Here is a 19,306-nt window from a genome sequence, read left to right as displayed (position 1 = left end):
CCACAACGCCGAGTATGTTTTATCAAATCTATATTATCTATCTGATGTAATACGGACAAACCCAAAGGCCAAAGTAGTAATAAGTCATCTATTCACCCTCTATCTTGAGTAATGTGTCCACATCAAGATCACCTTGTATGCTCAAGTCTATATCTAAACCTATACCAACACCCTTTTGCTCGATATCCATAAAACATCAATTTTTCAATCTGCGGATACTTTTTAAATATTACACAAACTTTCTCTATGGCGTAATTAGGAAGTCCATATTGTTCAGTCATCATACTCAACCAGACTATACATTTTACTTTCAAATAAGATAAATAATGGATGATAAAAGCTAATTATTCTCTCACAAATTGCTTTGACAACTGCTTCATTATAAGTATGTGACGATTAATTGCAGCTTTTAATCACATCCATCCAACCCTAACCTTTTTCAATCATGCCTTGTTTAAAGACAGTACCGCATCACATGAACCTGTAATCTCTGGGTTACTTTGATGGATAAAATAATCTTTCATTACATTCCATGCAAATTAAAAGACTTGGATTAAACCTTATTTTTCAAGATCAGTTATCTCGTATTATACCAAGTTTAACTATACTGGTTAACGCTCTCTGGTTCGTTTGCAAGCATTCTATTTAAGTTGTACTCAGCGAATATCTTGCATTGCATCACCTCACCCCAATCTCACAATCCTGTCACACTTCGCCACTGCACTTTCCCGATGAGCAATTATAATCATAGTTTTTTGCCCACTCAATTTTTGGATAGCTTCATTTACCGCTTGCTCTGTTTCTGTATCTAAAGCACTAGTTGCTTCATCCATAAATAAAATCTGTGGATTTTTATACAATGCGCGAGCAATTCCAACACGTTGTTTTTGCCCACCAGACAACATCACTCCACATTCGCCAACTATTGTACCGTAACCTTGCGGTAATTGTTCCATTATGAAATTATGGATTTGCGCCTGTTTAGCCACAAATTCAACTTGAGCTAAATCAATCTGCTCGATTGGCACACCAAAGGCAATATTTTCTGCAATGGACTTATCTGCCAGATAAATACTTTGTGGAACATAGCCAACAATATTATACCATGCTGCCATGTTTTGCTGCACTAACTCAGTATCATCAATAAAAATCTGACCACTTTGAGGTTTAAGCAAACCCAACATCAAATCCATTAGCGTACTTTTTCCACTACCACTTTTGCCAACAATGCCCACACTCGTATTTTTAACAATCGTAAAACTAAAGTCTCTAATCACGGACTTATCCTGCCTGCTTGGATAAGCAAACTCAAGATGCTCTAACCGGATTTCCTGATGAAAATCTAAAGTCTCGCCATTTTGTGCTAATTTTTTCTGACCCTGCTCTAGGGCAAATTCTCTTTGCACATTATCAAAAACATGTTCTGAAAATTTAATCTGGGTCACTGAGCGATAGATATTTTGCGCTGCTGGTAACATACGATAAGCAGCAAAACCATACAAGCCTAATACTGGCAGAATATGCGATACATCCTTACCAGAATACGCTAGAATAATTGCCAAAATAATCAAACAACTATAACCTACTGTTTCAATAATATGTAACGGAATCTGTCCTAATGTATCTTTCGTTGCATAATGTCTTGCATAAGTTCTAGAATATTTTTCAAAATTATCAAGATAGCCTTGCTGAGCATGATTGATAATGACATCCTTAATCCCACCCAATGCTTCCTGACAGGATTGATAACGTTCAGTATTCGCCTCTGCAAAACCCAATCCAATACGATTAAGCCGTCTTTTCACTATCCAGTAAATACCAAAATAAAATCCAATTAAAACCAATGCCGTTGAAATTGCCATAATAGGATCATAAATCAACAAAATCCCCACCATTGCACAAAGTACAACACCATAGGATAAGATGAGCAAAGCTGGTTGAATCATATTCCAGACCAACTGATCTGTTTCTGCTAATACATTTTTGATAAGCGCTGAACTATTACGCTGTATAAAAAATTCATAATCCTGTTTTAAATAGATACTTAGTAATCGAGTTGAAAAATAATGACGCTGCAAATTACCAAAACGATATAGAGCATACTGCGTAACAATTTTAAACCCTGCTGAAAATATCACAACAAATAGAGATAATACTCCCATATACATAATAAATTGCTGGGTACTTTGGCTATTTGATAATACATATAGTTTATGAAAAATAGAATTTGTTTCAATAATTAAAGGGTTTGATAAAACTGCTAAAAAAGGCATAATCGATACTACCCCAGCAGCTTCAATACACGCCATCACTAAAACCAAAACTAGAACTAAAACTAATTTACGTTTATCTAGTGGTGTAAGAATCCGCCAAAGCTGTACTAAAGTATTTAACACATCAATGCCTATTGATTTTCATTGTATAAATTAAAGTTGGAATAACACCTAGAAATACTCTTAACACAAAATCAGGGATAAACAAGAACATATAATACAAAAATTTATGATTTTCTCTTTCATCTTGCAATAAAATCTTAAGTGCCTGAATCGTTTGATTTTGGTAAGAAAAATCAACAATATCAAATAAATTTTCCAGCTGTTTCTTCTCAAATGGTTCACAATCATAAAAATCAATATTTCTCATCTTTTTAAGATATTTTGAACGATATTTTTTCGGTAACCAGCTTAAAAAAATTAACTGATAATGAGGTTCAACTAGCATCCATCTATTTGGGACTGCCAAATAAGCAACACCATCTTTCTTTAATACACGCTTTATCTCACAAAGATGATGAAGCTGCGCATCCGATTCCCCTACATGCTCTATTACATGATTGGTAATCACGACATCAAAACTTTCATCCTCAAATGGCAAGGTTGTACCATTAACCAACTGAAACTGATAACCTTCTTTAGATACCCGACTATCAACTACATCAACAGTCTGAACATTAAATTGTATGTTCTGTGCAGCGAAATATGCTGCTATTCCACCACTACCTGTACCAATTTCAAGAATAAAATCCTGTTGCCGAAACCCTCTTTCGGATGCAATAATTTTTTGAATTTTAATGGCTTTACTATTTCGATTATCCAGAACAACATGGGGCTTTCTTAAGTGTTCCATGTCTTAATTTCCATCTTTATACATCAAATTGGTAATCTGCTCCGAAATTAGCCCCATTAAAAAAATCATTACACTACCTGTATAAAGTAACGCACTCATATTAGTAAACCGCCCGAATTCATACAAGGTATAGCCATACCATCCTGTTGCCATCACAAATAAAATCATGGCAATTGGCAGAAACATTTTTAATGGCGAGAAAAGTGTTGCTATTTTAAAGATAATCAAGAAAAACCTTACACCATCTTTAATGGGCTTAATATGACTTTTTCCAATTCGTTTAGCCGCATGAATAGGGACATAACCAACAGAATATCCTGCACGAAAAAAAGCCATCGTACTGGTGGTGGGATAAGAAAAACCATTTGGTAATAAATATAAGAACTCTCTAAATTTATCTGCTCGCACAATTCTAAAACCAGAAGTAAGATCTTCTACTGGATGCTCTGTCATATAAGTTGCTAAATTATTATAGAGCTTATTTGCAATACCACGACCAATACTTGCTTGTGAACCTTTTTGTCTTGCCCCAACAACCAAATCATAACCTTGCCCAATTTTCTCTATCAAACGCGGGATATCTTGTGGATCATGTTGCCCATCGGCATCCATAAATATAATAATGTCCCCAATAGCCTCCCTAGCTCCTGTCTTAATTGCGGCACCATTTCCTTTAGAGTATGGATGCGATACAACTCTTGCTCCAGCCTGCTCAGCAACAACTTTGGTTGAATCAGTCGAACCATCATTTACTACAATAATTTCAATTTCATCAATAGCCTGCAGCTGCTTAATCTTCTCAATTGTTTGTCCAATTGCAGCTGCTTCATTTTTAGCAGGCAGCACCACACTAATTGCCATCAATTACTATCCTCAGAGTTTTTTAAGTCTATTTGTATTGCTTGCCTTAACTGCACAATTTGTTCGTTAGAATATGCTCTTGGTTTTGCTAGCATTAGATCTGGCTGTTTAACATACTCAGCCTCTGCAACACCTAACAACTGCAAAGCCTGCTGACGATATCCATGGTTACCTAGATCTGACACCATAGCAAGAGCTTTATCAATATCTGGATTTAGTAAAATAGCTTTATGGTAAGAATCATAACCATTTGAAACATCTCCCATATCAACAAATAACAAACCTTTTAACACAAGAATCATAGCATCTAAGTTCGGTATATCTCGATATGCTGAATTTGGTAACATGAAAGCATCTAACACTTCCATCATCACTCTAGCATCGACCACTTTCTGTTGATCACTAACAATACTCACAACAATATCTCGTACACGTATCATCACTTGAGGATCAGAACGCTGTTGAGGTATTTTTTTCTGTAAACTAACAAAGTCCTGTTCTGTTACGGTTTTATCATTCACCTGTTGTAATAATAATTGAAATGCGATTAAGCCACTTTCAGGATGTTTTTGCGATGCTTCAACTAATAGCTGATTTGCTCTTTCATTTTCTCCATGGCTAGCCCAATAATTTGCCATAAAGACCAATCCACGTTCTGAATTAGGATTATTCTGTGCCCAGTACATTTGTAATTTATCAGTATCTGCCCACAACATAGTACGCTGCCATGTCATAAATGACAAAACACTTAGTATCAAGACACTAATCAGAATAACAATACTCGGTTTTACTTTCTCAGATAAACTACTCAAACCAGCAGCTAGGGGTAAAAACATAAATATAGCAGCTACATAATTTCTATGCTCAAAATATAACTCTAAACCTATTACCGTAGATTCTATTAAATGAGCTGCAAAAAAGAACAAAATTGCCAGTGCAATTAGAGGATATCTATTACGAACAGCAAAACCAACAATCAATAAACATAATAAGAAAAAAGCGGAATATAATGTAGAAGCAGGACTTAACCAACCTTTAGAAACAAGAAAACCATCTTGCAACAGTCCCGTACCCTCAATACGAGGAATCCACAACCACCTTAAATAATCGGTTAAAATTCGCCCCTCACTCCACAAACGTTCAATCTGATTAAATGTACGATTTGACCAAGGGTTTCCTGAAAAATCAATATAATGAATAAGTAAGGCAGCAATGAGTAAAGATGGCAGCCAAAGGCAAATAACCCTCCATAGCAAAATTGGTTTTCCATCTCGCTTGGGGTTACAAAATTCAATAACCAAAATTAATAAAGGTAATAATGCACCATTTTCTTTACTGAAGGTTGCCAATATTGTACCTAAACCAATCGATATGGTCATAATGAAATAAGCTTTCAAAGGTTTATGCACAATTAGTGCACGACCTTTTAAATAGCCAATCATTGCAATCAAACTAAATAATAGTGGTAATTGTGCCATTCGTTGAATGACATAAAGAGTAGTTGAAACAAATAGGGGATGTAATAGCCAAAAACTTGTTGCTAATAAAGCAATCCATGTGATTTTTTGTTCTGCATAACCATAACTACGTAACAACAAGCGTGTTACAAAAAACAATAGTAGACCACAGAGTAAATGAATAAATAAATTGACTTGCTTAAAGGGTTGAGCATTTCCCAACCACCCCATTTCTTCTGTCCAACTATTTATATGTAATAAGAAACTAGCTAAAGCAATAGGTCGACCCGTTGGTCCAGAACCACCTTCTGTAACAAATTTTTCAGCTGCACTCCAATCATGAGGATCGCCATAGCGGCTTATTTCAGCTAAATTATAATAATCATCAAAAAGAAAACCGCCTTTTAAGCCTGGATAATATATAAGAAAAGTAAATAACAAACTAAATATTAAAGCCCCTATTGGTAATATTTTTTTTGATTCAAACATCTTAACCATACATCCAATATATTTAAATTTTTTGTTAAATTATAATAAAAATAGCCCTTTGTAGGGCTATTTTTATATTTGATACAAATAAATATTAAGGTAAGTTCGCTTTAGGTACATATTTGTTATCAATATCTCCACCAGTTTTAACTAAAGAACCATTTGCGCCCATACTTAAAGTTAATGTTTTATTACGGATTAACTCTGAAGTACCAGTGGCTCTATATGTAATTGAAAATGTACATGGTGCATTACCATTACTAATTACCATAGACTGTACATATTTACCACTATATGTACCACCGCCACAGTTACCGTTTTGCAAGTTATCAGTTACGTCAGTTTTCTTACCACTCGCCATAGCAACACCTTCAGTTGCTTGTGAACGCGCGATATAGTCTTGATATGCAGGGATTGCGAATGCAGCCAAAATACCAATGATCGCTACAACGATCATTAATTCGATAAGAGTAAAACCTTTTTGCATTGATTTCATAACATTTCTCCAATGATATAAATTTTTATGAGCCTTTATTCAGCTACTTTGTATTTAGCATGTTCTATGCCAATCCTTAGCTTAGCCAATTTTAACTCAAAAAAACAGAGACTTAAAAGAATATTATTATTGGTGATAAACAACCCAGTTATTCCAATATATGACAATATGTGACAATATTCGTCACCTTTCACAACTTATTTTCAAACTACGTACCAATTAAGCATGATTTTTATCGAAGAGGTGTAAAATTGAGCGAAACAAATCACATAAAAATTATGAATATTTACATAACCGTTTATCGGAAGATAAAAAGATTTATTTTCAGAAATGGTTCTTTACAGAGCTATTTACTACATAGGCCTACTATCAATGTGTCAAAAAGATCATAAAACTATTAAATCGTTCAATTTAAAATAATAGGCTCATTTGGCAATTCATTTTTGTTATCTATCTTAGAATTAACATAATAATGATCCAATACTTGACCAATCTCAGCAATTCCATTTTTTATAGCTTCTAGATGTTGTTTTTGAGCAAGTTGAAAGACAATATTTTGACAAATCTGATTCCAAATCTCAGTTTGAGTCGCATTTTTAAGACCACGATCAATCACAATCTCAACTTTGCGCTCACAAAGGTTCAAATAAAGCAGAACCCCACTATTCAATTCAGTATCCCATACACCTAATTCAGCAAATAGCTGCTGAGCACGTAGCCGTGTGTTTTGATGATAAGCCTGTGAACATGGTATATGCCCTTCTATTACCACTTGAATTTCCCCAACATGCCCTTTTTCGGCTCGCTGCACAGCTTGTGCAATATTTAAGCGATCTTTTTTATTAAAAAAACGATGTGCAGAAGAAATATAGAAAAAATGTTTGAACCAGCGTTTTAAACTAGGTTGCGCGTATTCTTCTAGCTTCGATTGCGTAATGATTTCCGTTGTATCCGTCTTTGTCACCATGAACCTGATGCTCCTCCTCCACCAAAACTACCCCCACCGCCACTATATCCACCACCGCTTCCTCCACCAAAACCACCGCCACCTCGCCCCCCTCCAGATAGAAAAGCTTGAAAAATAAGCTGAGCTAATGAGGTAATCAGTAAAAAGAAAATACCAAAACCAAGCAATAAGCTCATCAAAATACCAGCGCCATTTAAAAGCCCAGCCGCGGCAGCAGTAACGCCAGCTGTAGCAGCGCTTAAACGATTGCCAACAATGAATGAACCTACAACACCAGCTATAAGGATAAATAGCGCCATAGTTAGCGTATTATCTTTCGCTTGTTGCTCACGTAAAGCTTGCTCATGACGATCTTTTAATTCTTGGGCAGCCTGTTGTGCAATTTCTGGATCTTGATTCACAATCTTGCTTATCTCATCCAAGCCTGATGAAATGCCTTGTGCATACTGACCTTGTTTAAAAGAGGGTGTGATCTGATTACGAATAATGCGGCTAAGAACCACATCAGGTAAAATACCTTCGAGACCATAGCCTGTTAGAATCTGAATTTTGCGATCATTGACTGCAATTGCCATCAACAAACCATTATCACGTTTAGCAGAACCTAATTGCCATTTTTCACCTGCACGTAAAGCAAAATCAAAAATAGCTTCCTGTCCAGTGGTTGGTACAATAATTACCCCAATCTGAGCTTTACCCTGCTGATATAACGTCAGTATTTTTTGATTGAGTTGCTGTGTTTCCGCCTCACTTAATATTTTGGCTTGATCTATGATAGGCTGATTTAAGGTCGGTAAACCACGTATGGATTCACCCTCAGCCATATCATTGGCAACTTGCGGTAAAATAGGTGCTTGTTGTGCTGTAGTGTTTGGTTGTGATTGATTTTGTTGTGGCTGCTGAATCATTTTACCTGCAACAACTAAATCAGTTTCATCTGTTGCAGTCGCAACCTCAGCCCAAACTGTATGTTGAAAAAATAGTGTTACAAAAACAATCATGAGAACAGCCGAAAGCTGCTTAAGTTTTTGTCTAATTTCTTCCAACATATGGCAACTCCAAACCCATCAAGAACAATTTCAAATCTTAATTAAATGAAACTGTTGGCGCTTGTTGCGCAGATTGCTCTGCTTTAAAATTCTCTTTGGTTTTCATACCAATCACTTTTGCCGTCATTGCTTGTGGGAACTGACGCACATATGAGTTGTAATCTTGCACTGTCGTAATATAACGATTACGAGCAACCGCAATTCGATTTTCTGTACCTTCCAATTGTGCTTGTAAATCACGGAATTGTTCATTGGCTTTTAAGTCAGGATAACTTTCTGAAACTGCAATCAAACGAGATAATGCACCTGTCAACTGGCTTTGCGCTTGTTGATATTTTGCAAAAAGTGCTGGGTCTTCCAAAACCTCTTTATCCACTTTTAAACCCGCAACATTGGAACGTGCTTGTGTCACCTCTACCAGTACTTGTTCTTCATGTTTAGCGTAACCTTTCACGACATTGACAAGATTTGGAACAAGGTCAGCACGTCGTTGATATTGGTTTTGCACCTCAGACCATGAAGCACTTACGGCTTCATCTTTCACTTGTAAAGTATTATATCCACAACCTGTGAACAACAAGGTGCTTGTTAATACTGTTGCTAATGCGGTTTTCTTAATAACTTTCATAAAAATTTATCCTCAGGTTTTTCTTTATATTTTTTGCAATAATTCATTGTAATGTGATTTTTTGTTCGCTGTGTAACATTTATTAAAGTTACTTTATACGTATTTAAATAAAAAAGACATTACTCAATGGCCTCGAGTAATGCCTTTTTAAGCACAACATTTATGTTTATAAAAATAGATTAACTGTATAATTTTGAAACTTTTTCTTCTTGAAAACTGACCATACCATACTCATCTGCCATACGTGCTTTCCAATAATTCACTAATTTTGTATAGTCGTGCTTTGCAGGATGAAAATCCGCTTGATAATAAGACAAGTATTCTGGAATCAGTTGAATAAACATTTTCCCAAGCAAATACATCCCAAATACATTGCCACCAACTTTCGGCAAGCTTTTCCACTTATCTTGCCAAATCAAACGTGATGTTGCATAAAAAGTGAGACTTGCAAATCCAGTGGTCACGCTACGCATCAACAGGCGACGAATTCGGTCATCACCATAGACCTCTTGATAGACATCAAAAGCAACCGAGCGATGCTCGATTTCTTCAATCGCGTGCCACACCCAAAGTTTCATCGCATCATCATCTAAAGTACTTAGAATCTCTGGATGCTTCAGAATATAACCACCTAACATCGCTGTAAAATGTTCAAATGCACAGGTCAACGCAAGCTGTAATTTAGGGTGAATATTTCTCAGTGTGTCATCACGTTTTGCAAGCCACGCTTGAAAACGGTCTAGATTGTAATCATCTCTTCGCCATGCATCATTAAATTCAGTATGTGCTTTAGAATGCATCGCTTCTTGCCCGATAAATGCTGCAATTTGTGCTTGTAACTGTGGCTCTTGGACTTTATCCCTAACATTCCTCACGCTATTTACAAAATATTGTTCACCGATTGGAAATGTTGAAGACAAAGCGGTTAAGAGATGTGACATTAGTGGAGAATTAGCGAAATAATGTCGTTTAATTTTTTTTGGATTAAACTGCAAACGACGTACCGTAATACCCAAAGCTTTTGGTCTATTTAAATAGGTTTTTTCAGCATTCACATTTGCAAGAGCCATCTTTATTGCCTGCACAATTTCCTGATTGGTCTTCGAGTATCATGCTGAAAAATGATCAGCGACAGGGCAAAAAAGCTTACAAGATTTGCTAAAACTACCAAAAAGATAAGATGAAAAAAATAAAGCCTGCTTGAGCAGGCTTTATCGCAATCAAACCATAAAGATTAGTTAGACACCTAAGTAATCTAAAATACCTTCTGCTGCTTGGCGACCTTCCCAAATTGCAGTAACAACAAGGTCAGAACCACGCACCATATCTCCGCCAGCGAAGATTTTTGGATTAGACGTTTGGAATTTAAATTCTTGTTGTTCAGCCGCAACGACACGACCTGAACCATCTAAACTTACATTTGCAGAGCCAAACCAATCAGCAGGACTTGGACGGAAACCAAATGCAAGTAATACTGCATCTGCCGGCAAAATTTCTTCAGAACCCGGAACAGGTTCAGGGCTACGACGACCACGGCTGTCAGGCTCACCCATTTGTGTAGTGACAACCTTAACGCCAGTTACCTTACCATTTTCACCAACAACCTCAATTGGCTGACGGTTGAACAGGAATTTCACACCCTCTTCATAGGCATTCTTCACTTCACGAGCAGAACCTGGCATGTTGCTTTCATCACGACGGTAAGCACATGTGACATCATGCGCACCTTGGCGTAATGAAGTACGGTTACAGTCCATTGCAGTGTCACCACCACCAAGAACAATCACTTTCTTACCATCAACACTGATGTATTCGCTTGGATCTTTTTCCCAACCTTGGCAACGATTGACATTAGCAATTAAGAAATCTAAGGCATCGTAAACACCATCAAGATCTTCACCAGGGAAACCACCTTTCATGTAGGTATAAGTTCCCATCCCCATAAATACGGCATCGTATTCAGCAAGGAGTTGTTCAATCGTTACATCGACACCGATTTCAGTATTTAAGCGGAATTCGATACCCATCCCCGTGAAGATTTCACGACGACGTTTCATTACATCTTTTTCCATTTTAAATTCTGGAATACCAAATGTAAGTAAACCACCAATTTCAGGGCGTTTATCAAATACAACTGGTTTCACACCGCCACGGGCAAGAATATCAGCACAGCCTAAACCTGCTGGACCCGCACCAATAATGGCAACTTTTTTATTGGTCCATTTCACGCCAGACATATCTGGACGCCAGCCCAAAGCGAAGGCTGTATCATTGATATATTTTTCTGCATTACCAATCGTGACAGCACCAAAACCATCATTTAAGGTACATGCACCTTCACACAAACGGTCTTGCGGACAAACACGACCACATACTTCTGGCAAGGTATTGGTTTGATGGCAAAGCTCGGCCGCTTGGAAAATTTGACCTTCTGCAATCAACTTTAACCAGTTTGGAATGTAGTTATGTACTGGACATTTCCATTCACAATACGGGTTACCACACCCTAAACAGCGGTGCGTTTGATTCGCAGCAACTTCCGCAGTAAAGGGTTTATAAATTTCCACAAACTCTGCTTTGCGGACAGTAATATCTTTTTTCTCTGGATCTTGGCGTGCTACATCCAGAAATTGAAAGTCATTATTGAGGCGTTCTGCCATGTCTCTCTCCGTGGGTAGGCGCAGCGATGTCCTTCACCTCTGCACCTGCCTATGTCTTTGCAGTCGTGGAATTATTGTGGGTCAGCTTGGGTTGTTTTCAAAAGCGATTGCAAATTAGCAGCTTTTGGTTTTACAAGCCAGAACTTACGACTATAGAAGTCGAACTCATTACGGATTTTATATGCCCAAGCACTTCCTGTCTCTTGAATATGTTCATCAAGAATACGAAGGAGGTTTTCTTTATGATCTTCCATCGCCTCTGTAGAGATACGATTTAGGTCAATCAGCTCGTGGTTATAGTAATCGACAAAGTCGTTATCAAGGTCAAGGACATAAGCAAAACCACCCGTCATACCTGCACCGAAGTTATGACCGACTTTACCCAGTACTGTCACGACACCACCTGTCATATATTCACAACAGTGGTCGCCTGCACCTTCAATCACAGCAAATGCGCCAGAGTTACGAACCGCAAAACGCTCGCCCGCAGTTCCCGCAGCAAAGACCTTACCGCCAGTCGCACCATATAAACAGGTGTTACCAATAATTGCAGTATTTTGCGTTTGGAATGGTGAACCTTTTGGTGGGAAGATCGACACACGACCACCCGCCATACCTTTACCCACGTAGTCGTTGGCATCACCTTCCAGTTTGATATGCAAACCACCCGCATTCCAAACACCTAGTGACTGACCAGCAGTACCGACAAGGTTCATCACCACTGGGCTGTTTTCCATACCCAAGTTGCCATAGCGACGTGCGATTTCACCTGAAATACGCGCACCAATCGAACGGTCACAGTTACCTACAGTGAAGTTAAACGAACCACCTGTACCTGCTTCAATTGCTGGTAACATCTCAGCAACCATTTTTTCAGCCAATACACCTTTATCAAATGGTGCATTACCTTGAACTTGGCAATACTGTGCTTTACCTTCAGCAGATGGATGTGAAGTTAATAGAGCACTGAGATCAAGGTGAGCGTGTTTCTCTGTTTCACCTGGTAATACTTCAAGTAAGTCAGTACGCCCAATCAAATCTTTAAGACTTACAACACCTAGAGCAGCCAACCATTCACGCGTTTCTTCAGCAATAAATTTGAAGAAGTTGATGAGCATTTCTGGCTCGCCAATATAGTGCTCTTGACGTAAATGATCTTGCTGTGTTGCAACACCAGTTGCACAGTTGTTTAAGTGACAGATACGAAGATATTTACAACCTAATGCGATCATTGGTGTAGAACCAAAACCAAAGCTTTCCGCACCTAAAATTGCAGCTTTAATGACATCTAGACCTGTTTTTAAGCCACCGTCGGTTTGAACACGAACTTTACCACGTAAATCATTTACACGAAGTGCTTGATGCGCTTCACTTAAACCTAATTCCCATGGTGAACCCGCATGGTGAATTGATGAAAGTGGAGATGCCGCTGTACCACCGTCATAACCTGAAATGGTAATGAAATCTGCATACGCTTTTGCCACACCAGCAGCAATTGTTCCTACACCTGGTTCAGATACTAATTTTACTGAAACCATTGCTTGAGGATTGACTTGCTTCAAGTCAAAAATCAATTGTGACAAATCTTCAATTGAGTAAATGTCATGATGTGGAGGCGGAGAAATCAAAGTCACACCTGGTACTGAGTAACGTAAACGTGCAATTAAGCCATTCACTTTACCACCTGGTAACTGACCACCTTCACCTGGTTTTGCACCCTGCGCTACTTTAATTTGCAACACTTCAGCAGACGTTAAATATGCTGGCGTTACACCAAAGCGACCTGATGCAATTTGTTTGATTTTCGAGTTACGAATCGTACCGTAACGTGAAGGATCTTCACCACCCTCACCAGAGTTTGAACGACCACCAATGGTATTCATTGCAATTGCAATTGCTTCATGTGCTTCTGGAGACAACGCACCTAAAGACATTCCCGCAGAGTCAAAACGCGGTAGAATTTCTTCAATCGTTTCAACTTGATCCAATGCAATTGAATCAGTTGTTTTTAACTTGAATAAGTCACGAATTGTAGCAACAGGACGGTTGTTCACCAGCTCAGCATATTCTTTAAAGTCTTGGTATTGACCTGAACGTACCGCCTTATGTAATGAGTTAATTACGTCAGGGTTGAACGCATGATACTCTTTACCAAATACGAATTTCAGTAAACCACCCTGATCAATTGGTTTACGATTTGACCAAGCTGTGCTTGCCAATTTTTTCTGGTCATTTTCTAAATCAGCAAAAGTCGCGCCTTGGATACGGCTTGGTACGCCAAGGAAACATTTATCCACGACTTCAGATGACAAACCTACCGCTTCAAACAATTGACCGCCACGATAAGAAGCAACTGTCGAGATCCCCATTTTAGAAAGAACTTTTAATAGGCCTTTCTCAATCCCTTTACGGAAGTTTGCTTGCGCATAAATTGGGTCACCCAATAATTCGCCTTTCGCAACCAAATCATTGATCACGTCATAAGCCAAATACGGGTAAATTGCTGTCGCACCAAAACCTAGTAGTACTGCAAATTGATGTGGGTCACGTGCGAAACCAGTCTCAACCAAAATATTTGCATCAGTACGTAAACCAACTTGAATCAAGTAGTGATGTACTGCACCTGTTACCAATGCCGAGTTTGCTGGCAAGAAACCTTCACGAATATTTTTATCGGTCAAAACGATTAAAGTTTTGCCATCACGAACAGCTTGCGCAGCTTCTTCACAAATACGAGCAACTGCGGCTTGTAAACCTTCGGTTTCTGCATAATTCAGATTGATATCAGCAACAGCATAACCCGCACGTTCTTTTTCAACATCACGAAGCTGCTGCATTTTTGAATGTGACAATACAGGGCTTGAAATAATAATGCGGTCAGCGTGTTCAGGGCCCTGCTCAAATACGTTTTGCTCACGACCCAAACATGTTTCTAATGACATTACGATCGATTCACGTAATGGATCGATTGGTGGGTTCGTTACTTGCGCAAACTGTTGACGGAAATAGTCTGATACATGGCGAACTTGACGAGACAAGACTGCCATTGGCGTATCATCCCCCATTGAACCAACAGCTTCCTGACCACTTTCTGCGATTGGACGCAAAATTTGATCACGCTCTTCAAATGTCACCATAAACATTTTTTGAGCCGCTTTTAATGCATCACCAGTTAAACCCTGATCACTCAATTTTTCTTCAAGCTGAGGATCTGCTTTCAAACGAATCGCATGGTCACGCAACCATTCACGATACGGACGCATGTTTTTAAGGTGATTGCTGACGTCTTTTGTATCAAGCACTTTACCAGTCAAAGTATCAACAACTAAGATCTGACCTGGACCAACACGACCTTTAGACACAACATCTTCTGGTTCATAACCCCATACACCAATCTCTGATGCAAGCGTGATGTAATCATTTTTGGTGATCACCCAACGTGCAGGGCGTAAACCATTACGATCCAACATACAAATCGCGTGACGACCATCTTGAATCACAAGACCTGCTGGACCATCCCAAGCTTCCATATGCTTAGAGTTGAATTCATAGAATGCACGCAAATCAGCATCTAAAGTTTCAACATTTTGCCATGCTGGTGGAACTAACATACGCAGTGCACGGAATAAGTCCATTCCGCCACCAACAAGAATTTCAAGCATATTGTCTAGGCTTGATGAATCCGAACCAGTACGGTTTACAATCGGATTTAACTCAGTTAAACCCGGCAGTAATGGATTTTCAAACTTTGGCGTACGAGCCAGTGCCCAGTTACGGTTTGCCGTAATAGTATTAATTTCACCATTATGTGCAAGATAACGGAATGGCTGAGCCAATGGCCAACGTGGCAAAGTATTGGTTGAGAAACGCTGATGGAATACCACAATGTGCGATTTTAGACGTTCATCAGCTAAGTCTGTATAGAAGTCAGCAATCGCTGCTGGCATCATTAAGCCTTTATATGTGATGACAGTTGTTGCAAGTGTTGTCACATAGAATAATGGGTCGTTTTGTAATTGTTGTTCTGCACGGCGACGAGCTAAAAATAACTTACGGTTAAATTCAACTTCAGTTAAACCCATTGGGCAGTTAACTAAAATTTGTTCAAATGCTGGGAGTGATTGCAATGCAATTTCACCTAAAGCATCATTATTTGTTGGTACAACACGCCATGCCGCAACCGTTAAACCTTCTGCTGCAATTTCTTTATTTAAAATATTCTTTGCATTTTGAGCTAAAGCAGGGTCAATATTCAGAAATACTGTACCCGCAGCAAAAATCTCAGTTAGATTACTGCCTAGCTTCTGAGCTTCTTCACGGAAAAATTGTTTTGGCATTGCCAATAACAATCCGCAACCATCTCCTGTTTTACCATCCGCGGCAATACCACCACGGTGCGTCATGCAACTTAAACTGTGAATCGCAGTTTCGACCAGATGATGGCTTGATTCACCCTTCATATGGGCAATCAGACCAAAACCACAGTTATCCTTAAACTCATCAGGCTGATATAAGCCTTGAGCGGGAGCTACAGTATTAGGCGATGGCATGTGCATAGCGTACCCTTCTTTCAACATGGCTCTTTCGAGCAACAAACAATCAATTCATTTTCTGCGATATTGCCGATCAACTCATATAAAGTTCAATGCTTCGCAAAAACATTTTTCCTGGCGGATTTGCAATATACGCCTTTCTTTAACAAGAAACAGCGTACCCAAGCATATAAAGTGTTTTCAGTTATTACACCTTCACCAATATTTGTAAAGCACAAAAACTTTCCATTTCACTAAATTAATTGGGTATTTAGTGTGAAAAAGCGCAATGAGCAGATAAATTAGCACCACAAGGAAGCAAAAAACATACCAATTAACTATAAATTTACTAAATCATTAAAAAAATTAAAATAACCTTAATTTATAATAGACTAAAGCTATATCTTATGAAGTTTTATTGCACCAAAATAAATCATTTTGCCTTTAAAAGGCGCTAATAATGCTCAAAATTAGTGCAACACTAATTAAATGGATCTACCACATCTCGTTTAGAAGAATCTGAATTTTCTTTTAATTTTTCAGGGTTTTGTGTTGAAGATTGGCTTTGTTTGACGTTTACCACGTTACCTTGAGCATCACGCTGGGTGACTGTAGTCTGTGTTGCTATTGCAGGATCAACTGCTGGTTTTCCCGCACCAACACCCAAAGTACCTTGTGAAGCCACAGCCCCTCCAACCAACAAACTTTCATCCACTTTAGGTAGCGCTGCTGGTTTTAACTGAATTTCATAAAGCTGATTTGTCGCTGTTTTTAATTCATCCGACCCTAAGTCATTCACAAAATCAGCATATTTTGATAATTGCTGCGCTTTAGGTTGCACGGATTGAGGAAGTACCAAATTTAGTTGAGCAAACTGACGATTTGCTTCCTCCATATTGGGTGACATACCATAAGCAAGAATATATTGTTCTGCGCGATCCTCTCCAGTTAAGCGGAAATAAATAAACTTTTTCCGATCTGATCGACTTAATAAGAAATTTTTAACAATTGCTTCATCTGAACTACGAAAAATTTCCATCGTCCATTGTTGCTGATTTTCTTTAATAAATTTAGTGCCACGAAATTCTGGTGCATGCTCATTAGAAACAACAACTCTGGTTGTTAAATCTAGCGGTTTCACCTCATTAGAAAAGGCACCTAAATGAACAGTCGCAGTCACTTTTTCAGGTTGAATTTGAACTTCAGTTTTAGCTGGTTGATCTACTTCAACCAAAGCATCTCCATCAGTAACGCCCCAAAAGACCAATGCAGCAATCAAGCATACAATTGCAAGTGTGAGCCAGCTGTATTGTTGAATATTTTGCCAAATTGATCTAGAAATAAGCATATTTTTCTCAATATATTGATTATGAAGATTGGTTCACAAGAATCGTTTGCTTCATTAAATCTACATCAAAATCTTTGGTAATGATGGCTTGACCTAACTTTTTAAGTAAAACCAAGCGCAATTTGCCATTGAGCACTTTTTTATCATGTGACATATAAGCCAAAAATTCGTCGAGTGGAATTTGTGGACATGATATCGGTAAATGGGCACGTAGAATAATTCTTTTTGTACGCTCAACATCTTCAGCAGATATCCAACCTAGACGATGTGACAAATCTGCCGCCATGACCATACCTGTTGCAACCGCTTCACCATGTAACCATACCCCATAACCTAGATAGGATTCGATTGCATGCCCAAAAGTATGCCCTAAATTTAGAAGTGCACGCTCACCCTGCTCTTTTTCATCATTAGCCACAATTCTAGCTTTATGTGCGCATGAGCGATAGACTGCTTCTGCGAGTAAATTCGCATCACGTGCAACAAGCGCATCCATGTTCTGCTCTAACCATACTAGAAAATCCACATCACCTAGTAATGCATATTTAATCACTTCAGCCAAACCAGCAGAAAGTTCACGATCTGGTAAAGTATCAAGCTGCGCCATATCCGCTAATACAACTTGAGGTTGCTGAAACGCACCCAACATGTTTTTACCTAAAGGATGATTGATTCCTGTCTTCCCACCCACACTTGAATCAACTTGAGATAATAATGTAGTTGGTACTTGAATAAAATTCACTCCTCGCTGGAAACAAGCAGATGCAAAACCAGCCATATCACCAATGACACCACCACCTAATGCAAGCACTGTGCAATCACGATTAAAACCTGATTCCAAAAGCGCATCAAAAATTAAATTCAAATGCTGAATGTCTTTAAATTGCTCCCCGTCGGGTAAAATACATTGTGCAATCTGTTTATCTAACTGGCGTAATCCTTCAATATAATGTTGCAAATATAATGGTGCGACTGTTGTATTGGAAACCAACATCACTTGTCGACCATGAATATATGGCGCTAGCAAATCTCTGGGATTTAAATTACTTCCAATAAAAATAGGATAGCGACGATCACCCAATTCAACATGTAGTGTTTGCATAAAATTAGACCAACAAGAAAATGACTAAATTTGTTTAGATAAAATAAGCTGTAGAATTTTTTGCGCTAAATCTCGCGCTGCACCCTGATTTGTTTCAACAATAAAATGTGCAACCTCACGATAAAGTGGATCTCGCACAGTTAACAAATCTCTTAATTTCTTTTCTGGGTTTTCTACTTGCAACAATGGACGATTCTTATCGCGATGAGTTCGCTGTAGCTGAAGCTCTACAGGAGTATATAGATAAACAACGATGCCTCGCTGTTTTAAAAATTTTCGATTTTCCGATTGTGTTACCGCACCACCACCAGTCGCCAAAACAAGAGCAGAACGTGCAGTTAGGTCATTTAACACATTAGTTTCACGTGCTCGAAAACCAGATTCACCCTCTTTTTCAAAAATCCAAGGGATTGTAGCACCTGTTTTACGCTCAATTTCATGATCACTATCAATGAATTCACGCCCCAACAACTCTGCTAAATGTCGACCAACTGTTGTTTTCCCTGCCCCCATTGGCCCTACCAAATAAATATTTGGTAGGGTTTCAAACGCTTTGCCTTGCAACGCGCCACCTATATTAATTGCAATTAT

13 protein-coding genes and 2 pseudogenes are annotated in these 19,306 nt (G+C 38.5%); all 15 read right to left on the bottom strand.

Annotated features, from left to right (window positions below; all coding sequences use genetic code 11):
• Positions 1-799: 799 nt before the first annotated feature.
• Positions 800-1,478, bottom strand: a pseudogene (locus ACN19N_RS01445) (ATP-binding cassette domain-containing protein); the annotation flags it as partial.
• A gap of 84 nt (positions 1,479-1,562) precedes the next feature.
• Positions 1,563-2,273: pseudogene (locus ACN19N_RS01440) on the bottom strand (ABC transporter transmembrane domain-containing protein); the annotation flags it as partial.
• 124 nt (positions 2,274-2,397) lie between these two features.
• Complete coding sequence (locus ACN19N_RS01435) at positions 2,398-3,126, bottom strand: class I SAM-dependent methyltransferase (RefSeq protein WP_269238637.1); 729 nt, start codon at positions 3,124-3,126, stop codon at positions 2,398-2,400.
• A 3-nt stretch (positions 3,127-3,129) separates the two neighbouring features.
• Positions 3,130-3,987 (bottom strand): glycosyltransferase family 2 protein, encoded by an 858-nt coding sequence (locus ACN19N_RS01430; protein ID WP_269238638.1) that lies wholly within the window; start codon positions 3,985-3,987, stop codon positions 3,130-3,132.
• Complete coding sequence (locus tag ACN19N_RS01425; protein WP_420001830.1) at positions 3,987-5,933, bottom strand: hypothetical protein; 1,947 nt, start codon at positions 5,931-5,933, stop codon at positions 3,987-3,989. Before ACN19N_RS01425 ends, ACN19N_RS01430 begins: the two co-directional genes overlap by 1 nt.
• 94 nt (positions 5,934-6,027) lie before the next feature.
• Positions 6,028-6,429, bottom strand: a complete 402-nt coding sequence (locus tag ACN19N_RS01420; protein ID WP_420001829.1) for a pilin — start codon at positions 6,427-6,429, stop codon at positions 6,028-6,030.
• 406 nt (positions 6,430-6,835) lie between these two features.
• Positions 6,836-7,396, bottom strand: coding sequence for a TPM domain-containing protein (locus ACN19N_RS01415; RefSeq protein ID WP_420001828.1), 561 nt, complete (start codon positions 7,394-7,396; stop codon positions 6,836-6,838).
• Positions 7,390-8,397 carry a TPM domain-containing protein gene (locus tag ACN19N_RS01410; RefSeq protein WP_420002344.1) on the bottom strand — a complete coding sequence of 336 codons (1,008 nt, stop codon included), beginning with the start codon at positions 8,395-8,397 and terminating at the stop codon, positions 7,390-7,392. The genes ACN19N_RS01415 and ACN19N_RS01410 overlap by 7 nt, the downstream gene beginning before the upstream one ends.
• A gap of 85 nt (positions 8,398-8,482) precedes the next feature.
• Positions 8,483-9,073 (bottom strand): LemA family protein, encoded by a 591-nt coding sequence (locus tag ACN19N_RS01405; protein WP_269229441.1) that lies wholly within the window; start codon positions 9,071-9,073, stop codon positions 8,483-8,485.
• A gap of 179 nt (positions 9,074-9,252) precedes the next feature.
• A complete protein-coding gene (locus ACN19N_RS01400; RefSeq protein WP_241306546.1) occupies positions 9,253-10,143 on the bottom strand; it encodes a metal-dependent hydrolase in 891 nt (296 codons plus the stop codon).
• 168 nt (positions 10,144-10,311) lie between these two features.
• The gene (locus ACN19N_RS01395) at positions 10,312-11,733 is read right to left on the bottom strand and encodes an FAD-dependent oxidoreductase (protein WP_004660164.1); all 1,422 of its coding nucleotides are present in this window, start codon (positions 11,731-11,733) and stop codon (positions 10,312-10,314) included.
• Positions 11,734-11,804: 71 nt separating this feature from the next.
• Positions 11,805-16,283 carry a glutamate synthase large subunit gene (gene gltB, locus ACN19N_RS01390; RefSeq protein WP_420002343.1) on the bottom strand — a complete coding sequence of 1,493 codons (4,479 nt, stop codon included), beginning with the start codon at positions 16,281-16,283 and terminating at the stop codon, positions 11,805-11,807.
• Between the two features lie 463 nt (positions 16,284-16,746).
• On the bottom strand, positions 16,747-17,613 hold the full coding sequence (locus ACN19N_RS01385) for a hypothetical protein (protein ID WP_269238644.1): 867 nt from the start codon (positions 17,611-17,613) through the stop codon (positions 16,747-16,749).
• Positions 17,614-17,632: 19 nt separating this feature from the next.
• The gene (gene aroB / locus ACN19N_RS01380; protein WP_269229438.1) at positions 17,633-18,715 is read right to left on the bottom strand and encodes a 3-dehydroquinate synthase; all 1,083 of its coding nucleotides are present in this window, start codon (positions 18,713-18,715) and stop codon (positions 17,633-17,635) included.
• Between the two features lie 24 nt (positions 18,716-18,739).
• Complete coding sequence (aroK, locus tag ACN19N_RS01375; protein WP_087535970.1) at positions 18,740-19,306, bottom strand: shikimate kinase AroK; 567 nt, start codon at positions 19,304-19,306, stop codon at positions 18,740-18,742.

The organism is Acinetobacter sp. LF10, from assembly GCF_048585715.1.
Taxonomy (GTDB): Bacteria; Pseudomonadota; Gammaproteobacteria; order Pseudomonadales; family Moraxellaceae; genus Acinetobacter.
This window is presented reverse-complemented; position numbering and strand designations above follow the sequence as displayed.

Coding starts and splice junctions, on each gene's coding strand:
- ACN19N_RS01435 (WP_269238637.1), bottom strand. CDS start 3,126: ATGGAACACTTAAGAAAGCCCCATGTTGTTCTGGATAATCGAAATAGT.
- ACN19N_RS01430 (WP_269238638.1), bottom strand. CDS start 3,987: ATGGCAATTAGTGTGGTGCTGCCTGCTAAAAATGAAGCAGCTGCAATT.
- ACN19N_RS01425 (WP_420001830.1), bottom strand. CDS start 5,933: ATGTTTGAATCAAAAAAAATATTACCAATAGGGGCTTTAATATTTAGT.
- ACN19N_RS01420 (WP_420001829.1), bottom strand. CDS start 6,429: ATGAAATCAATGCAAAAAGGTTTTACTCTTATCGAATTAATGATCGTT.
- ACN19N_RS01415 (WP_420001828.1), bottom strand. CDS start 7,396: ATGGTGACAAAGACGGATACAACGGAAATCATTACGCAATCGAAGCTA.
- ACN19N_RS01410 (WP_420002344.1), bottom strand. CDS start 8,397: ATGATTGTTTTTGTAACACTATTTTTTCAACATACAGTTTGGGCTGAG.
- ACN19N_RS01405 (WP_269229441.1), bottom strand. CDS start 9,073: ATGAAAGTTATTAAGAAAACCGCATTAGCAACAGTATTAACAAGCACC.
- ACN19N_RS01400 (WP_241306546.1), bottom strand. CDS start 10,143: ATGGCTCTTGCAAATGTGAATGCTGAAAAAACCTATTTAAATAGACCA.
- ACN19N_RS01395 (WP_004660164.1), bottom strand. CDS start 11,733: ATGGCAGAACGCCTCAATAATGACTTTCAATTTCTGGATGTAGCACGC.
- gltB (WP_420002343.1), bottom strand. CDS start 16,283: ATGCCATCGCCTAATACTGTAGCTCCCGCTCAAGGCTTATATCAGCCT.
- ACN19N_RS01385 (WP_269238644.1), bottom strand. CDS start 17,613: ATGCTTATTTCTAGATCAATTTGGCAAAATATTCAACAATACAGCTGG.
- aroB (WP_269229438.1), bottom strand. CDS start 18,715: ATGCAAACACTACATGTTGAATTGGGTGATCGTCGCTATCCTATTTTT.